Below are 15,324 nucleotides of genomic sequence, written 5' to 3'. Positions count from 1 at the left end.
GAAAGACCCTTCGATCGTCTTTGCCTGGTCCATAGGGAACCCCTATGTCATCGATCATGCTTCCGACCCTGCGCCAACTCCAGTACCTCAAGCTCCTGGCCGAGCACGGCTCCTTCAGCCGCGCGGCCGAGGCGGCCCATGTCAGCCAGCCCGCCCTTTCGGCCGGGGTGCAGGAGCTGGAGCGGGTGCTGGGCGGCGCCGTGGTCGAACGCACGCGCGGAAACGTCCAGCTGACCGCGATCGGCGCCGAGGCGGTGAAGCGGGCGCAGGACGTCCTGGCCCGCGCCGAGGATCTGGTCGAGGCCGCGCGTAACGCCGGCCGCCCCCTGTCGGGCCGCTTCCGACTGGGCGTCATCCCCACCATCGCGCCCTTCCTGCTGCCTCGCGCCGTGCCGGGGCTGAAGGTCGCCTATCCGGCGCTGAAACTGTTCCTGCGCGAGGACCTGACCCCGCGCCTGATCGCGGCGCTGAAATCCGGCCAGCTGGACGCGGCCGTCATCGCCCTGCCGTACGAGGCGTCCGGCATCGACCACGCCCGTATCGGCGACGACGAGATCCTGGCCGCGGCTCCCGTCGGCCACGCCCTGGCCGGCGTCGGCCCCATCCCTAGGGGGGCGCTGAAGGCCGAGGACCTGATCCTGCTGGAGGACGGCCACTGCCTGCGTGACCAGGCCCTGGCCGCCTTCGATATCGACGCCCCGCGCGGCGAGGAGATATTCGCCGCCACATCCCTGCCGACCCTGGTGCAGATGGTCTCGGCTGGACTGGGCGTCAGCTTCCTGCCGCAGATGGCCGTCAGCGCCGGGCTGGCGGACGATCCTGGCGTGGTGATCCGGTCCGTCGCCGGCGTGGCGCCCCGCCGCGAGATCGTCGTCGCCTGGCGCACCGGCTCCAGCCGCGCCGCCGAGGCCCGCCTGCTGGCCGAGGCGCTGAAACTGGACTGAGGCGCCGCGTCAGCGGGGCCGCGGCGCCGCCGTCACCGTCAGCGAGCCTGCGGGCGCGGGAGCCAGGATGTCATCCGAGGGCCGCCGGTCGAACAGCCAGTCGCCCCACGTCGCAGGCGGCAGGGGAATGACGCCCCGGTCGTGATACGGCGCGATGTCGGGCCCCGGCTCGCCCGTCAGCAGGGCGAAGGCGTCCGGCTGTCCGTCGGCGCCGGCGCGCCAGACAGCCGCCAGCAGCAGGGGGTCGCCATCCGCCGCCGACAGCTTCCAGCGCGTCTTGGGATACTTGTCGCCCGTGAACTCATAGAAGCCGGACGTCGGGATCAGACATCGACCGCCGGCCGAACCGTTCAAGAAACGGCGGCCTTCCGAGCGCAGGTTGATCACCGGCGGCCGCCTGGGCGCCGGCGGCGGAAAGCCGAACCGCATCGTGTCAGCGCCCGTTTCGGCATCACTGGCCGCGCGGACGGCAAGGGCCGGGTCGGTGGGCCGGATCTCGTCGACCGGTTCGAGGTTCGGCAGCCCGCCCGGGAAGACCAGGGGCGCGCCCGCCTGGGCGAAGAGGTCGACCAGCTGGCGGACGGTGAAGCGGGATTCGTAGGAAGCGCACATCCTGGCGAACCCCGCGTCCGTTTCGCCTATTCCGCCGCGACCGCGTCCACGGTCTCGGGGCCGCGCGCCAGGTTGCGCAGGACGAACGGCATGACGCCGCCGGCCTTGAAGTAGTCCAGCTCGGTCTGGTTATCGATGCGGCAGCGGACCGGGAAGCGGGCCATCTTGCCGTCCGACGGACGGAACATCTCGACCCAGAGGTCCTGGCGCGGACGCAGGCGGCCGATGTTGACGTCCGACAGGCCGCGGATCGTGACGATCTCTTCGCCGGTCAGGCCCAGGCGGTTCCAGCCGTCCGTCTTGAACTGCAGCGGCACCACGCCCATGCCGACCAGGTTCGAGCGGTGGATGCGCTCATAGCTTTCGGCGATGACGGCGCGGACGCCCAGCAGGTTGGTGCCCTTGGCCGCCCAGTCGCGCGACGAACCGGTGCCGTATTCCTTGCCGGCGAAGACGACCAGCGGACGCCCTTCCGACTGGTAGCGCATGGCCGCGTCGTAGATCGACATCACGTCTTGCGACGGGAAGTGCTTGGTCACGCCGCCTTCGATATCGGGCGTGATCTTGTTGCGGATGCGGATGTTGGCGAAGGTGCCGCGCATCATGACTTCGTGGTGGCCGCGGCGGGCGCCGTAGCTGTTGAAGTCGGCCGCATCCACGCCGTGGTCGGTCAGGTACTTGCCGGCCGGGGCCGTCTTCTTGATCGAACCGGCCGGGGAGATGTGGTCGGTCGTGATGCTGTCGCCGAAGATGGCCAGGACGCGCGCCTCGACGATGTCGGTGACCGGCTTGGGCTCCATCGACAGCCCTTCGAAGTAGGGCGGGTTGGCGACGTAGGTGGAGCTGTCGTCCCACTCATAGGTCTGGCCGCCGGTGACGGCGATCGCCTGCCAGTGCTTGTCGCCCTTGAAGACGTCCTTGTAGCGCTTGGCGAACATGGCGGGCGTGACCGACTTGCGCTGGATCTCGGCGATCTCGGCCGAGGTGGGCCAGATGTCCTTCAGGAAGACGTCGTTGCCCTTCTTGTCCTGGCCGATCGGCTGGGTGGTGATGTCGATCCGCATCGAGCCGGCCAGCGCGTAGGCGACCACCAGCGGCGGCGACGCCAGGTAGTTGGCCTGGACGTCGGGGTTCACCCGGCCCTCGAAGTTGCGGTTGCCCGACAGCACGCTGGTGGCGACCAGGGCGTTGTCGTTGATCGCCTTGGACACGGCCGGGTCCAGCGGGCCCGAGTTGCCGATGCAGGTGGTGCAGCCGTAGCCGACCAGGTTGAAGCCCAGGGCGTCCAGATCCTTCTGCAGGCCGGCGTCGGTCAGATAGTCGGTGACGACCTGAGAGCCGGGGGCCAGCGAGGTCTTGACCCAGGGCTTGGGCTTCAGGCCCAGGGCGTTGGCCTTGCGCGCCACCAGGCCGGCGGCGATCAGCACCGACGGATTGGACGTGTTGGTGCAGCTGGTGATCGCGGCGATAACCACGTCGCCGTCGCCGACCGTATACTTCTCGCCCTCGACGGCCACGCGCTCGGCGTCGGCCGGGCGGTTGAAGATGTCGGTCAGGGCCGTTTCGAACGACGGCGCGGCGACGGTCAGCTCGACCCGGTCCTGCGGACGCTTCGGACCGGCCAGCGACGGGACGACGGTGGCCAGATCCAGCTCAAGGGTGTCGGTGAAGACGGGCTCTTCCGACGTCTCGTCGATCCAGAGGCCTTGCGCCTTCGCATAGGCTTCGACCAGGGCGACGCGCGCCTTGTCGCGGCCCGTGGCGGTCAGATAGGCGATGGTCGCGGCCGAGACGGGGAAGTAGCCGCAGGTGGCGCCGTACTCCGGGGCCATGTTGGCGATGGTGGCCTGGTCTTCCAGCGTCAGGCCCGCCAGGGCGTCGCCGAAGAACTCCACGAACTTGCCGACCACGCCCTTCTTGCGCAGCATCTGGGTGACCGTCAGCACCAGGTCGGTGGCGGTCGCGCCCTCGGGCAGGGCGCCCGTCAGCTTGAAGCCGATGACCTCGGGGATCAGCATCGGGATCGGCTGGCCCAGCATGGCCGCCTCGGCCTCGATGCCGCCGACGCCCCAGCCCAGAACGGCCAGGCCGTTGATCATGGTGGTGTGGCTGTCGGTGCCGACCACGGTGTCGGGATAGGCGTAGGTCGTCTTGCCGTCTTCCAGCGTCCAAACGGTCTGGGCCAGGTTCTCGAGGTTGACCTGGTGGCAGATGCCGGTGCCGGGTGGGACAACGCGGAAATTGTTGAAGGCCGACGAGCCCCAGCGCAGGAAGTTGTAGCGCTCGATGTTGCGCTCATATTCGCGCGCGACGTTCTTCTCGGCCGATTTCTTGTCGCCGAAGAAGTCGACCATGACCGAGTGATCGATGACCAGGTCGACGGGGTTCAGCGGATTGATCTTGGCCGGGTCGGCGCCCAGCTTGGCCATCGCGTCGCGCATGGCGGCCAGGTCCACGACCGCCGGCACGCCGGTGAAGTCCTGCATCAGGACGCGGGCGGGGCGGAAGGCGATCTCGTGCTCGACCGAGCCCTTGTTCTCGATCCAGGCGGCCACGGCCTTCAGGTCATCGGCGGTGACCGAGACGCCGTCCTCGGCGCGAAGCAGGTTCTCCAGCAGCACCTTCATCGAGCGCGGCAGACGGGAAATCCCGGCCAGACCGGCTTCCTCGGCGGCGGGAAGGCTGTAATAGGCGTACTTCTTGCGCCCGACGGAAAGGTCGCGGCGGGTGTTCAGGCTGTCGACTGACGGCATGGAGAGGTCCTCTGGTCAAAGCCGCCCGGACATCCGGTTGCGCCTTCGCGCGCCGTTCGGCGGGTCGCACAGGTTCCCGCCGCGCGCGTCGAAAGCCTGCTGCGGCGAGGGGGCGTATAGCGGCGCTCGCCGGGTCCGTCCATGCGACCACCGTCTGGGCCAAGACATTGAGAACGGTTCTCATTTTCTCGCGGCAGGTTCCGTCGTGAGGGTGGTCGTCGAAGGCCTTCATTTGTCGCGGGGCGAGCGTCGCCTGACCCGCGGCCTGAGCTTCGTGCTGGAGCCGGGACAGGCCGTGGCGCTGACCGGCGCGAACGGGGCGGGCAAGACCTCCTTGCTGCGCGCCGTCGCGGGCTTTCTACGACCCGACGCGGGCCGGATCGCGTTCGAGCGGGACGGCGAGGATCTGGAGGCGGGCGAGGCTCGCGCGGGCGGCCTGCACCTGCTGGGCCATCTCGACGGACTGAAGACCGGACGACTGGCGCGCGACGAATTGGCCTTCGCAGCCGGCTGGCTGGGCGCGGCGCCCGAGGCGGTCGAGCGTGCGGTCGAGACCCTGCACCTGGGCGCTTTGCTGGCGCTGGAGGTGCGCAAGCTGTCGGCCGGCCAGCGCCGCCGCCTGGCCTTTGCGCGCCTGCTGGCCGCGCCGCGCCCCGTGTGGCTGCTGGACGAGCCTCTGGCGCCGCTCGACGCACGCTGGCGGCATGACATGGGCGCCATCTTCGCCGGCCATCTGGCGGGCGGCGGCTCGATCCTGGCGGCGGTGCACGATCCCCTGCCCGTTCCGTCGACGGAACTGTCGCTGGGGCGGTCGGAATGAGCGCCGTCCGCGCCCTGTTCCGCCGCGAGATCAGCCTCGCCTGGGCCGGCGGCGGCGGGCCGCTGCTGGTCTGCGGCTTCATGCTGTGCCTGGGCGCGCTGGTCCCCCTGACCGCCGGACCGGACGCGCGGGCCCTGGCCCCCGTCGCGGGCGGCATCGGCTGGATCGCACTGGCCCTCGCCAGCCTGCTGTCGCTGGAGCGCCTGTTCGAACGCGACTTCGAGGACGGATCGCTGGACCTGCTGGCCGTGGGGCCGCAGCCGCTGGAGGTCGTGGTCCTGATCAAGGTGGCGGCGCAGACGATCGCCCTGGGCCTGCCGCTGGCGGTCGCCGCCCCCGTCGTCGCCCTGTCGCTGGGCCTGCCCGGCGCGCTGGCCGGGACCGCCGCGCTGGCCGCCCTGATCGGCGCCCTCGCCTTCGCCCTGACCGGCGCCCTCGGCGCGGCGCTGGCGCTGGGGTCGCGGCGCGGCGGCCTGCTGATCGCCGTCGTCGTCCTGCCCCTGTTCATTCCGCCCGCCGTGTTCGGCGCCGGCGCCCTGACCCGCGCCGCCGAGGGCCTGCCGCCCTGGCCTGCGCTGGGCCTTCTGCTGGCCTACGCCCTGTTCGCCCTCGTCATCACGCCCTTCGCGGCGGCCGCCGCGATCCGCAACGCCCAGTCCTGACGCCGGGTCAGCGCGGCAGCGCTGCGATCCACGCCATCAGGGCGTCGTCGTCGGCCATGTCGCCGTCGAACAGCCGGGCCGGAGTCTGTGGCTCGTTGTTGCCGCGCGCCCGGCCACGCCAGACTTTCATTGGGATCGCCATCCGCGCCAGGCCCGACGGCAGCGCCTGATCGCGCACATCCATGTAGACGGTGTCCGCCGATGTCTCGCGCCCGACCTGAACCGCCCCCGCCGCCTTCCACAGATCCACCGCATCCAGACACGCCGAGCCGCAGCCTGCCTCGGTGATCACATAGACCGGGCCCTGCATCAGCAGCGGTGGATCGGCCGCCTCAGGCGCCGCCATCGACACATCCGGCGGCGCGGCCATGTCGCTCCAGTACGACTTGTCCTCGGCCATGGCGGCGACCATGCCGGCCTCGATCCGCAGGCCCCAGACCATCCGCTCGTCCTCCTCCGGCACGCCGGCGGCGCGCCATTCGGCCAGGTAGGCGCGGATGGCGTCGAGGTTGGCCTGGGATGCGCGCCATTCGATGCCCTGGATCGGCGCCTCGCCGTGCGCCGACAGCCAGTCGTCGCCCCACAAGGTGCGGGCGATGTGCTGGCTCCAGTGAGACGAGCCGCCGCCGTTGCCGCGCAGGTCCAGCACCACATAGGGGGCCGCGCGCAGCTCGGCCTGTTTCGCCTCGGCCTCGGCCAGCAGGGCCGTCAGCGCCGGGAAGGCCTCACCGGACGGATCGCCGTCGAAGGACGGCATGGCCAGCCGGTAGCCGCCATCCGGCAGCCGCGTGAACCCGAAGTCGATGGACGGCTGGCGACCCGCCGCCGTTCTGCGGGCGCGCAGCGCGTCTCCTTCCAGCGGGCGCCAGGTCAGATCATAGGACGCCGCCCTCCCGCCGGTCTCGAACCGGCACGTTCGCATCTCCGAAATCCACGGATTCTGGGCGCTCAGGAACAGCCAGTCGCCGAACGACACCTTCTGCGCCTCCAGGAACCAGCGTCCGCGGAAGGCGCCGATCCGCTGCGCCCCGAGATCCGCGGCGGAGACGCCGTCGCAGTCGAGAAGCCGCGCCCCGACCGGTGGGGTCGAAGCGTCACTTTCGTCACGGGTCGCCACCACGGCGTCGTCCCCGCGATAGGCGGTCAGGAAGCCGGGCCAGCGGGTCGGGAAGCCCCAGGACGGGTCGGTCAGGCCCAGCTGCACATGCCCGTCGTCGAACGAGGCGATGAAGCCGCGCAGCGCCCACCACCAGCCGCCCGCCGTACTCGCTGTCTTCGCCCGCTCCAGCGCCACCGCCAGGCCGGCGTCGGCCTGGGAGCGGAAGCCGGGGTTGAGGCTGTCCTGGACGCCAGGATGGCTGTCGATAATCGCGGCGTGGGCCGCTGTTGCATCCTGCTTCAAGAGCGCGCCCCAGTCGTGCGGCTGCGTCATCGGCGACGGCGTCGCCTCCTGGGCCGTCGCCGGCGCGGCGAACAGAGCGGCGGCGCCCAGCGCCAGAAGCTGCGTGCGGATCATGTCGCCCCCCCTGTGATCAGTCGCCGAATACCAGTGGCATGCATGGGTCGCCACTTAAGCTTTCGTCACCTCGTACGACTGTGGCGCGCGCCCGCGCGCCCCGCTAAAGGAGCGGCCATGTTCGGTCTGGCCAATCCCGAGCGCTTCATGCGCTTCACCCGGCCGCTGGTTCCCTGGCTCTGGGGGGCGGCGGGCGTGTTGCTGGTCGTGGGCGCGTGGCTCAGCTTCACCGCGCCGGCCGACTACCAGCAGGGCGACACGGTGCGGATCATGTTCGTGCATGTGCCGGCCGCCGTGCTGGGCACCGGCGTCTATGCGGCGCTGGGCGTCGCCAGCTTCCTGGCCCTGATCTTCCGCCACCCGCTGGCCGACGCCGCCGCCAAGACCGCCGCCCTGCCGGGCGCCGCCTTCACGGGCCTGGCCCTGGTCACCGGATCGCTATGGGGCCAGCCGATGTGGGGCACGTGGTGGGTGTGGGACGCGCGCCTGACCAGCGTGCTGGTGCTGTTCCTGTTCTACGTCGGCTACATGGCCCTGCGCGCGTCGATCGACGACGAGGCCCGCGCCGCCCGCGCCGCCGCCGTCCTGGGTCTGGTCGGGCTGATCAACCTGCCGATCGTCAAGTTCTCGGTCGACTGGTGGAACACCCTGCACCAGCCGGCGTCCCTCTTGCGCGCCGGCGGGTCGAGCCTGGACCCGGCCTATCTGCAGCCGCTGCTGACCATGATGGCGGCGTACGGCGTCCTGTTCCTGGCTCTTTGGATCACCGCCATCCGCACCGAGGTGAGGCGTCGCCGCGCCGCGACCCTGGCCGCCCGCGCCGCGAGGTTCGCCTGATGCTCGATCTGGACATGGCCCCCTACGCCGCCTTCGTCTGGCCCGCCTGGGGGATCAGCGTGGTCGTGCTCGGCGCCCTGGTCGCGCGCACCGTCGTCGCCGGCCGCCGCGCGAAGGCGGCGCTGAAGGCGCTCGAGGCGGAAGAGGACGCGTCTTGAACCGCTGGCTGGCCATCGCACCGCTGGTGGTGCTGGCGGCCCTGGCGGCGGTCTTCGTCGGCTGGTCGCTGAAGCGCGATCCGGTCTACCGCCCCGACGCCCTGGTCGGCCGCCCGCTGCCCACGGCCAGCCTGTCGCCGCTTCAGGGCTCCCTCGCCGGTCCCGCGCCGGTCGCCCTGGCGCAGGCCGCCGCCGGCCAGCCGCGCGTGGTCAACCTGTTCGCCAGCTGGTGCGCGCCGTGCCGGGTCGAGCATCCGAACCTCGCCAAGCTGAGGGCGCGGGGCATCGCGGTGGTGGGCGTGGCGTACAAGGACAATCCGGTGGCGACCCGCGCCTATCTGAACGAACTGGGCGATCCGTATGCGGCGGTTCTGCTGGATCCCGAGGGCCGCGTAGGGCTGGATCTGGGCGTGTCCGGCGTGCCCGAAAGCTTCGCCGTCGACGCCAACGGCCTCATCGTGGCCAAGGCGTCCGGCCCGATCATCACCGACGCCGATGTCGAACGGCTGGCCGCGGCACTAGGCCGTTAACCCTTTTTCGACGGGCTTCGTTAACCTTGTGGGCATGAGCGATATGCGCCTGCCCTCGACCCCGCTGCCGACGACGCCGGCGTCGTCCGGACCGCCGGCCGCCGTGCGCAACGCCCAGGCCGCCTTCTTCCGCGCCGCGCTGGATGCGGCCCAGGCCGCGCCGGTCGCACGCCCCATGGCGACCCCTGCCGGCGCCGAGCCCCAGCCTGCCGAACCGCGAATGGCGCGTCCCGGCGCGCTGCTGGATATCCGGGTCTAGCCCAGCGCTATCCCACCCAGCAAAGCGCCAGCACGACCACACCTGATCCTCAGATGAACTCCGAGGATGACGGCGGCTTGGATAAAATCAGGCCGGTTCGACGGCCTTGGGCGTCTTGGCCTTCGCCGCCTTGGGAGCAGGCTTGACCGGTTTCGCAGCCTTGACCGGCTTGGGCGCCTTCGCCTTGGCGGGCGCCTTCACGGGCTTGGCGGCGTCTTCGGCCGGGAGGGCCGAAGCGTCGGCGGCCTTCTTGGCGTCCTTGGCGGCTTTCTTTTCCAGCTTCCTGGCCTTCTTGGCCGCCTTCTTTTCGGCCTTGGCCTGCTCCGGCGCAGCATCGGCGGCGGCGGACAGGGCGCCCAGCGTCTTCAGGAAGGCGTCGCGGCCGGCTTTCGGCAGCAGGGCGACGATGCGGGCGTCGGCGGCGGCGACGCGCGGCCGGGCGTCAGCCAACGCGGCCTCGCCCGCCGGCGACAGCCGCACCGCCATGGCGCGGGCGTCCAGCGTCGAGCGCTCGCGCTGCAGCAGGCCTTTCGACGTCATCCGCGCGGCCAGATCGGCCAGGGTGGAGCGGTCGATGCCCGTCGCCTTGACCAGTTCGGCCTGGGTCGCGCCGGCCTTGGCGGCCACCGCCTCCAGCACCGCGAACTGGCGCTGTGTCAGGCCGTCCGAACCCGCCTCTTCGGTGTAGATGTCCAGCGCCAACTGCAGGGCGCGGTGCATCAGGTGGCTGGGCGAGCCCGCCAGGGCGCCCTTCTTGCGCCCCTTGTCGTCCGACTTGACCATCTGGGCCTCCCTCACGGCGTTCCTGTCCGTCACGGCTTAGCTATCAGTCGCATTTAAAAGTTTGACGACGGACGATGCCCGCTTGTCAAAGCCCCTGATCGTCGACCGGTCAAAGTCCGGTGTCGGGCGAGACCGGATCGGGCGTCTCGTCCTTGATCATATGCATCATCAGGAAGAACACCTGCCAGACGCCGAAGACGGCCGAGGCGATCCACAGTCCGCCCCGGAAGGCGACCCACGTATCGTCCGACTGGGAGCGCCAGACGATCTCGTTGACCACCGCCACGGCCGCGAAGAACAGGCCGTATCGCAGCGTCAGGCCGCGCCAGCCCGCCTCGGTCAGCTGGAAGGCGTCGCCCAGCAGGTATTTGAACGGATACTTCCGGAACGGCAGCGATCCCAGAAGCGTCGCCGCCAGGACTGTGTTCTGCAGCGTGATCTTGATTTTCAGCAGCGTCGGATCGTGGAAAACCAGCGTCAGGACGCCGAACACCAGGGCGAAGCCGCCGGTCAGGGCCGGCAGGGGCGCGATCCGCTTCTCGGTGACATAGCCGACGATCAGGGCGATGGCCGACGCCGCCACCAGCACCCAGGTCGCCTGGACCAAGGCCTCCTGCCCGTCCAATCCCCGGATGAAGCGGTTCACCGCATAGGCGGCCATGAAGGCGGCCAGGGCGCCGAAGTCCACGGCCTGACGCAGGCGCGAACGGGCGGGCGGGGTCGTCGTCGCGGTCATGCCGCCTCCTCCAGTCCCACCAGAGACCGGGCGAAGGCGCGGGCGTCGAACGGCTGAAGGTCCTCGACCCCCTCGCCCACGCCGATCAGCTTGATGGGGGCGTCCGACGCCTGGGCCACCGGCACCAGCACCCCCCCGCGCGCCGTGCCGTCCAGCTTGGTCATCACGACGCCCGAGACATAGGCCGTCCGCCCAAAGATTTTCTCCTGCTCCAGCGCATTGCGGCCCACGGTGGCGTCCAGCACCAGCAGCGTCTCGTGCGGAGCGTCCGGGTCGATCTTCTTCAGCACGCGCACGATCTTCAACAGCTCGTCCATCAGGGCGGACTTGTTCTGCAAACGCCCGGCGGTGTCGATCAGCACCACGTCGAAGCCCTCGGCCTTGGCGCGGGTGTAGGCGTCGAAGGCCAGACCGGCCGGATCGGCCCCGTCGCGGCGGCTCTCGAAGGTCGCACCGGCGCGTTCCGACCAGACCTTCAGCTGCTCGCGCGCGGCGGCGCGGAAGGTGTCGCAGGCCACCACCATGACCTTGGCGCCCTTGCCGGTCAGGTTCGAAGCGATCTTGCCCAGGGTGGTCGTCTTGCCAGAGCCGTTGACGCCGACGAACAGCACGACGCATGGACGCGCCGGATCGGCCAGGGGGTCGAACGTCGCCTGGTGATTGATCAGTTCGGCGGCGACGGCCTCGGCCAGCGCCTCCTTGACCTCGCGCTCATTGGCGCCCGCGCCGAAGCGCAGGTCGCGGAAGCGGGCGACGATGCGGTCCGTGGCGGCGGGGCCCAGGTCGCTCTCGAGCAGATGCTCCTCCAGCCCCTCCAGCGCCGCCTCGGACAGCGGCTCCTTGACGAAGGCGGAGACGACCTGGTCGGTCATCTGCTTGGACGAGCGGCTCAGCCCGTCCGTCAGGCGGGAAAACCAGCCCTTCTTGGACGTATCGGTCATGGGTGGGGCATATCCTACCGCTCTCCCCGGCGAAAGCGGAGACCCCGTTCTTTGGGTTCGCGGCGCAAATCTTATAGAAGACACCGGAATGCCGGTGTGGGCGCATGACGCCCTCGCCGGGGCCCGGCCACCGCCGGGACGAGCGGAACAGAGCATGGCCGAGACGCATCCCTTCTTCAGTCCCCGCACCCACGGCTTCGTCCGCGTGGCCGCCGCGACGCCCGTCGTGCACACGGCCGATCCCGTCGCGAACGCCGAGGCGCACGCCGCCCTGATCCGCCATGCGGGCGAGCAGGGTTGCGACCTGATCGTCTTCCCCGAACTGTCTCTCAGCGCCTACGCCATCGACGATCTGATCATGCAGGCGGCCTTGCTGGACGAGGTCGAGCGCCAGATCCACGACACCGCCAACGTCACGGCCGAGACGGGCGTCGTCGCCGTCGTCGGCGCGCCGATCCGCTCCGGCGACCGCCTCTACAACTGCGCCGTCGTGCTGGGCGAGGGCCGGGTGCTGGGCGTCGTGCCCAAGACCTATCTGCCCAACTATCGGGAGTATTACGAGAAACGCTGGTTCAGCCCGGCCGACGACCATCTGCCCGACCTGGGCGGCGAGTGGGGCGCCTTTGGGACGCGTCTGATCTTCGCGGCAGAGAACCGGCCCGGCTTCGTCTTCGGCGTCGAGGTCTGCGAGGACTATTGGGCGCCCTTGCCCCCTTCGACTCGCCAGGCGCTGGCGGGGGCGCGCATCCTGCTGAACCTGTCGGCCTCCAACATCGTCATCGGCAAGGCGGACGAGCGGGCGATGCTGAGCGCGAGCCAGTCGGCGCGGGCCATGGCCGCCTATGTCTTCACGGCCTCGGGCTGGGGCGAGAGCACCACCGACCTGGCCTGGGACGGTCAGGCCACCATCCACGAACTGGGCGCCCGCCTGGCCGAGGGCGACCGTTTCGCGCTGGAGCCGCACCTGACCATCGCCGATGTCGACGTCGACCGGATCGGTCTGGAGCGGTTGCGCACCGGCACCTTCGCCGATTGCGCCCGTCGAGAGCTGGACGACGATCACGCCTTCGACATGGTGCTGTTCGAGGCGCGCGAGGACGCGGCGCCGGGCGACCTGATCCGCCCGCTGGACCGCTTCCCCTTCGTGCCCGACGACGCGTCTCGGCTGGATCGCGACTGCTATGAGGCGTTCAACATTCAGGTCCAGGGCCTGATGCGGCGCCTCACATCGACCGGTTCGAAGAAGATCGTCATCGGCGTCTCCGGCGGTCTGGATTCAACCCAGGCCCTGCTGGTCGCCTGCCGCGCCTTCGATCGTCTGCGGATGCCGCGAACGGATATCCTGGCCTACACCATGCCAGGCTTCGCCACCTCGGACGGCACGAAGTCGAACGCGTGGAGCCTGATGAAGGCGCTGGGCGTCACGGGGGCCGAGCTGGATATCCGCCCGGCGGCCGAACAGATGCTGAAAGACATCGGCCATCCGCATGCGGACGGCCAGCCGGTGCACGACATCACCTTCGAGAATGTGCAGGCGGGCCTGCGGACCGACTATCTGTTCCGCCTGGCCAACCAGAACGGCGGCTTCGTCCTGGGCACCGGCGACCTGTCGGAACTGGCGCTGGGCTGGGCGACCTATGGCGTCGGCGACCACATGAGCCACTACAACGTCAACGGCGGGGTGGCGAAGACGCTGATCCGGCACCTGATCCGCTGGGTGGCGGCGAAGGAGCACGCGGGCGCGGCGGCCGACGTCCTGCACGCCATTCTCGGCACCGAGATCTCGCCTGAACTGGTCCCGGCCAAGGACGGCCGGATCCAGTCGACCGAGGCGACCGTGGGCCCCTATGCGCTGAACGATTTCTTCCTGTTCTACCTCAGCCGTTTCGGCCTGAAGCCGTCCAAGGTCGCGTATCTGGCCCATCAGGCCTGGAAGGACCCGGCCACGGGGGCCTGGCCCGCCGGCGCGCCGGACGACGAGCGGGTCGCCTACGACCTGGCCGAGATCAAAGCCTGGCTGCGGAAATTCCTGATCCGCTTCTTCCAGACCAGCCAGTTCAAGCGATCCGCCCTGCCCAACGGCCCCAAGGTCGTCACCGGCGGCTCGCTCAGCCCCCGCGGCGACTGGCGCGCCCCGTCGGACGCCAGCGCGCGCGTCTGGCTGGACGAGCTTGAAGCGAACACGCCGGACGCCTAGGCCGGAACCATGAGCGACGACATCACCCGCGACAGCAACGGCAATGCGCTGGCCGACGGCGACAGCGTCACCCTGATCAAGGACCTGAAGGTCAAGGGCTCGGGCGGCGTGACCCTGAAGCGCGGGACGCTGGTCAAGAACATCCGTCTGACCGGCGACGCCGACGAGATCGAGGCCAACGTCGAAAAGGTCCGCGGCCTGGTCCTGCGCACCGAGTTCGTCAAAAAGGCCTGATCAGGCACGCCGGGCGCCGACGTCAGCGAACCCGGGAGCCTCGGCGAGAGCGTCTAGTTGACCGCCAGCGGCGGGCGTTGTCCGCGCGCGGCCTGCAGGGCGACCCAGTGGTCTGCCATGACCAGAAGCGCCGCGCGCCGGGCGTCATCCGGTTCCGACACGGCCTCGGCGATCAGCTTCTTGGCCTCGCCGAAACACTCCTGACCTGTGCGTTGCATCCGTCCCATGGGGCGAGAACCGGCATAGCGACAAAAAGGTCCGGAAAAGATTGGGGTTCTTCTGTGGCGTGTCCGTTGCGCCTCAGAATCCGACGGCATCACGCAAGGCCTTCAGGCGCTCGTCGATCACGGCCTGCTCTTTGGGCGGCAGGGGGGCGTTGGCCATGGACATCTGCAGGGCTTCGGCCTGCACGGTCAGCGCCTCGGTGTGCCAGACGCCGCGGTCCAGCAGGGCCTCGACCAGCGCCCAGATCTCGCCGGCGACGCGAGCGACGCCGTCCAGTCCGACCGCCCGGGCCGCCTCGGCCACGGCAAGGGCCTTGAACCCGATCTCGGGACTGGCGGCGAAGACCTCGGCCTCCGGCTCGTGGCACAGCTCGACCAGAACGGCGACCTGCTCCGGCAGACGCGCGCGTAAGCCCGGCAGCAGGCTTGCGACCTCCCGCTCGGCCCGCGCGACATGCTCGGCGAATGCGCGGCGCTCGGCGGCGTTGAGGATCTTCTCCAGACGGTTGGGTGGGCGGAACAGGCGGACGGGACGCGGCGTGGTCACAGAAACAGTCCGTCGATCTCGTCCTGCGACATCGCGCGCTCGGGCGTGGCGGCCAGGCGCAGGTCGCTCTCGCGCCGCTCCTCCACGTCATCGGGCAGGGGCAGGGTCTGAAACCGGCGATCCGGCCCGCGATAGCTGTCGGCGTCGACGAACAGCCGCCGGCTCTGGGCGATCCACAACAGGCGTTCCAGCAGGACCGTGGCCGACACCGGCTTGGCGATGACGAAGTTGGCGCCCGCGTCACGCGCCCGCTCCACCTTCGGGCGAGCCGTATCGACGCTGAGCAGGATGATGGGCGCGGAAAAATTGGGGCCGTCGCGGTCGCCCCGAACGTGGCGGATCAGGCTGAACCCGTCCTGGCCGGGCAATTCGCTGTCCATCAGAATGACGTCGAAGGTCGAGCGCATCAGCGCCGTCTTCGCCTCCGCCGCCGTCTGCACCTTGGTCGAGCGGGAGACGCCGAAACCCATCATCAGGGCGCTCATCATCTCCAGCGACTGTGTGCTGTCGTCCACGATCAGCGGCTCGACCGCGCGGAGTCCGATGCGGGTTGAGGGCAGGGGCACGGCGA

The 15,324-nt window shown here is 70.1% G+C and carries 18 protein-coding genes; 9 read left to right on the top strand and 9 right to left on the bottom strand.

Annotated features, from left to right (window positions below; all coding sequences use genetic code 11):
* The first annotated feature begins 56 nt into the window (after nt 1-56).
* A complete protein-coding gene (locus tag ASG17_RS01490; protein ID WP_056098950.1) occupies nt 57-944 on the top strand; it encodes a hydrogen peroxide-inducible genes activator in 888 nt (295 codons plus the stop codon).
* A gap of 9 nt (nt 945-953) precedes the next feature.
* Here the strand turns inward: ASG17_RS01490 and ASG17_RS01485 are convergent, their stop codons facing one another.
* Together ASG17_RS01485 and acnA are read right to left on the bottom strand one after the other, a co-directional pair.
* Entirely contained in the window at nt 954-1,556 is a 603-nt protein-coding gene (locus tag ASG17_RS01485) for an SOS response-associated peptidase family protein (protein WP_056098285.1), read from the bottom strand.
* Nucleotides 1,557-1,582: 26 nt separating this feature from the next.
* Complete coding sequence (gene acnA / locus ASG17_RS01480) at nt 1,583-4,309, bottom strand: aconitate hydratase AcnA (RefSeq protein ID WP_056098283.1); 2,727 nt, start codon at nt 4,307-4,309, stop codon at nt 1,583-1,585.
* A 205-nt stretch (nt 4,310-4,514) separates the two neighbouring features.
* On the opposite strand from acnA, the gene ccmA reads away from it, so the two are divergent.
* Nucleotides 4,515-5,129: a heme ABC exporter ATP-binding protein CcmA gene (gene ccmA / locus ASG17_RS01475; protein WP_056098281.1), complete on the top strand. Its 615-nt coding sequence runs from the start codon at nt 4,515-4,517 to the stop codon at nt 5,127-5,129.
* Entirely contained in the window at nt 5,126-5,791 is a 666-nt protein-coding gene (gene ccmB / locus ASG17_RS01470; protein ID WP_056098279.1) for a heme exporter protein CcmB, read from the top strand. The genes ccmA and ccmB overlap by 4 nt, the downstream gene beginning before the upstream one ends.
* Nucleotides 5,792-5,798: 7 nt before the next feature.
* On the opposite strand, the gene ASG17_RS01465 is transcribed toward ccmB, so the two are convergent.
* Nucleotides 5,799-7,307 (bottom strand): S41 family peptidase, encoded by a 1,509-nt coding sequence (locus tag ASG17_RS01465; protein WP_056098277.1) that lies wholly within the window; start codon nt 7,305-7,307, stop codon nt 5,799-5,801.
* A gap of 117 nt (nt 7,308-7,424) precedes the next feature.
* Here ASG17_RS01465 and ASG17_RS01460 point away from each other — a divergent pair, with 117 nt between their 5' ends.
* From ASG17_RS01460 to ASG17_RS01445, 4 genes are read left to right on the top strand one after another with little or no spacing between them, the layout of a single operon-like run.
* On the top strand, nt 7,425-8,144 hold the full coding sequence (locus tag ASG17_RS01460) for a heme ABC transporter permease (RefSeq protein WP_056098275.1): 720 nt from the start codon (nt 7,425-7,427) through the stop codon (nt 8,142-8,144).
* On the top strand, nt 8,144-8,302 hold the full coding sequence (gene ccmD / locus ASG17_RS01455) for a heme exporter protein CcmD (RefSeq protein ID WP_056098274.1): 159 nt from the start codon (nt 8,144-8,146) through the stop codon (nt 8,300-8,302). The genes ASG17_RS01460 and ccmD overlap by 1 nt, the downstream gene beginning before the upstream one ends.
* The gene (locus ASG17_RS01450) at nt 8,299-8,832 is read left to right on the top strand and encodes a DsbE family thiol:disulfide interchange protein (RefSeq protein ID WP_056098272.1); all 534 of its coding nucleotides are present in this window, start codon (nt 8,299-8,301) and stop codon (nt 8,830-8,832) included. Before ccmD ends, ASG17_RS01450 begins: the two co-directional genes overlap by 4 nt.
* 34 nt (nt 8,833-8,866) lie before the next feature.
* On the top strand, nt 8,867-9,091 hold the full coding sequence (locus ASG17_RS01445) for a hypothetical protein (RefSeq protein WP_056098270.1): 225 nt from the start codon (nt 8,867-8,869) through the stop codon (nt 9,089-9,091).
* A gap of 87 nt (nt 9,092-9,178) precedes the next feature.
* Here ASG17_RS01445 and ASG17_RS01440 read toward each other — a convergent pair whose 3' ends face one another.
* The 3 genes from ASG17_RS01440 to ftsY form a co-directional block, all read right to left on the bottom strand.
* Nucleotides 9,179-9,874, bottom strand: a complete 696-nt coding sequence (locus ASG17_RS01440; protein WP_056098269.1) for a MarR family winged helix-turn-helix transcriptional regulator — start codon at nt 9,872-9,874, stop codon at nt 9,179-9,181.
* 109 nt (nt 9,875-9,983) lie between these two features.
* Nucleotides 9,984-10,610, bottom strand: coding sequence for an inner membrane-spanning protein YciB (locus ASG17_RS01435; RefSeq protein WP_056098267.1), 627 nt, complete (start codon nt 10,608-10,610; stop codon nt 9,984-9,986).
* The gene (gene ftsY, locus ASG17_RS01430; RefSeq protein ID WP_056098265.1) at nt 10,607-11,551 is read right to left on the bottom strand and encodes a signal recognition particle-docking protein FtsY; all 945 of its coding nucleotides are present in this window, start codon (nt 11,549-11,551) and stop codon (nt 10,607-10,609) included. The genes ASG17_RS01435 and ftsY overlap by 4 nt, the downstream gene beginning before the upstream one ends.
* Before the next feature lie 154 nt (nt 11,552-11,705).
* On the opposite strand from ftsY, the gene ASG17_RS01425 reads away from it, so the two are divergent.
* Both ASG17_RS01425 and ASG17_RS01420 read left to right on the top strand, forming a co-directional pair.
* A complete protein-coding gene (locus ASG17_RS01425; protein ID WP_056098263.1) occupies nt 11,706-13,748 on the top strand; it encodes an NAD(+) synthase in 2,043 nt (680 codons plus the stop codon).
* Between the two features lie 9 nt (nt 13,749-13,757).
* Nucleotides 13,758-13,982, top strand: a complete 225-nt coding sequence (locus tag ASG17_RS01420) for an alkylphosphonate utilization protein (RefSeq protein ID WP_056098261.1) — start codon at nt 13,758-13,760, stop codon at nt 13,980-13,982.
* Nucleotides 13,983-14,035: 53 nt separating this feature from the next.
* Here ASG17_RS01420 and ASG17_RS15355 read toward each other — a convergent pair whose 3' ends face one another.
* The 3 genes from ASG17_RS15355 to ASG17_RS01410 all read right to left on the bottom strand — a co-directional run bounded on the left by ASG17_RS15355 (nt 14,036) and on the right by ASG17_RS01410 (nt 15,319).
* Nucleotides 14,036-14,200, bottom strand: a complete 165-nt coding sequence (locus ASG17_RS15355) for a hypothetical protein (RefSeq protein WP_156367694.1) — start codon at nt 14,198-14,200, stop codon at nt 14,036-14,038.
* 82 nt (nt 14,201-14,282) lie between these two features.
* A complete protein-coding gene (locus ASG17_RS01415) occupies nt 14,283-14,753 on the bottom strand; it encodes a hypothetical protein (protein WP_056098259.1) in 471 nt (156 codons plus the stop codon).
* The gene (locus tag ASG17_RS01410; RefSeq protein ID WP_082496047.1) at nt 14,750-15,319 is read right to left on the bottom strand and encodes a response regulator; all 570 of its coding nucleotides are present in this window, start codon (nt 15,317-15,319) and stop codon (nt 14,750-14,752) included. The genes ASG17_RS01415 and ASG17_RS01410 overlap by 4 nt, the downstream gene beginning before the upstream one ends.
* Nucleotides 15,320-15,324: the final 5 nt, after the last annotated feature.

The sequence above is a fragment of the Brevundimonas sp. Leaf363 genome, from assembly GCF_001424025.1.
Classification (GTDB): Bacteria; Pseudomonadota; Alphaproteobacteria; order Caulobacterales; family Caulobacteraceae; genus Brevundimonas.
The sequence above is the reverse complement of the archived record's forward strand: the minus strand, read 5'-3'. Positions and strand labels throughout refer to the sequence as shown.

Excerpts from the sequence above, each read along its gene's own strand:
- ASG17_RS01490 (WP_056098950.1), top strand. The coding sequence starts at position 57 with ATGCTTCCGACCCTGCGCCAACTCCAGTACCTCAAGCTCCTGGCCGAG.
- ASG17_RS01485 (WP_056098285.1), bottom strand. The coding sequence starts at position 1,556 with ATGTGCGCTTCCTACGAATCCCGCTTCACCGTCCGCCAGCTGGTCGAC.
- acnA (WP_056098283.1), bottom strand. The coding sequence starts at position 4,309 with ATGCCGTCAGTCGACAGCCTGAACACCCGCCGCGACCTTTCCGTCGGG.
- ccmB (WP_056098279.1), top strand. The coding sequence starts at position 5,126 with ATGAGCGCCGTCCGCGCCCTGTTCCGCCGCGAGATCAGCCTCGCCTGG.
- ASG17_RS01465 (WP_056098277.1), bottom strand. The coding sequence starts at position 7,307 with ATGATCCGCACGCAGCTTCTGGCGCTGGGCGCCGCCGCTCTGTTCGCC.
- ASG17_RS01460 (WP_056098275.1), top strand. The coding sequence starts at position 7,425 with ATGTTCGGTCTGGCCAATCCCGAGCGCTTCATGCGCTTCACCCGGCCG.
- ccmD (WP_056098274.1), top strand. The coding sequence starts at position 8,144 with ATGCTCGATCTGGACATGGCCCCCTACGCCGCCTTCGTCTGGCCCGCC.
- ASG17_RS01445 (WP_056098270.1), top strand. The coding sequence starts at position 8,867 with ATGAGCGATATGCGCCTGCCCTCGACCCCGCTGCCGACGACGCCGGCG.
- ASG17_RS01440 (WP_056098269.1), bottom strand. The coding sequence starts at position 9,874 with ATGGTCAAGTCGGACGACAAGGGGCGCAAGAAGGGCGCCCTGGCGGGC.
- ASG17_RS01435 (WP_056098267.1), bottom strand. The coding sequence starts at position 10,610 with ATGACCGCGACGACGACCCCGCCCGCCCGTTCGCGCCTGCGTCAGGCC.
- ftsY (WP_056098265.1), bottom strand. The coding sequence starts at position 11,551 with ATGACCGATACGTCCAAGAAGGGCTGGTTTTCCCGCCTGACGGACGGG.
- ASG17_RS01425 (WP_056098263.1), top strand. The coding sequence starts at position 11,706 with ATGGCCGAGACGCATCCCTTCTTCAGTCCCCGCACCCACGGCTTCGTC.
- ASG17_RS01420 (WP_056098261.1), top strand. The coding sequence starts at position 13,758 with ATGAGCGACGACATCACCCGCGACAGCAACGGCAATGCGCTGGCCGAC.
- ASG17_RS15355 (WP_156367694.1), bottom strand. The coding sequence starts at position 14,200 with ATGCAACGCACAGGTCAGGAGTGTTTCGGCGAGGCCAAGAAGCTGATC.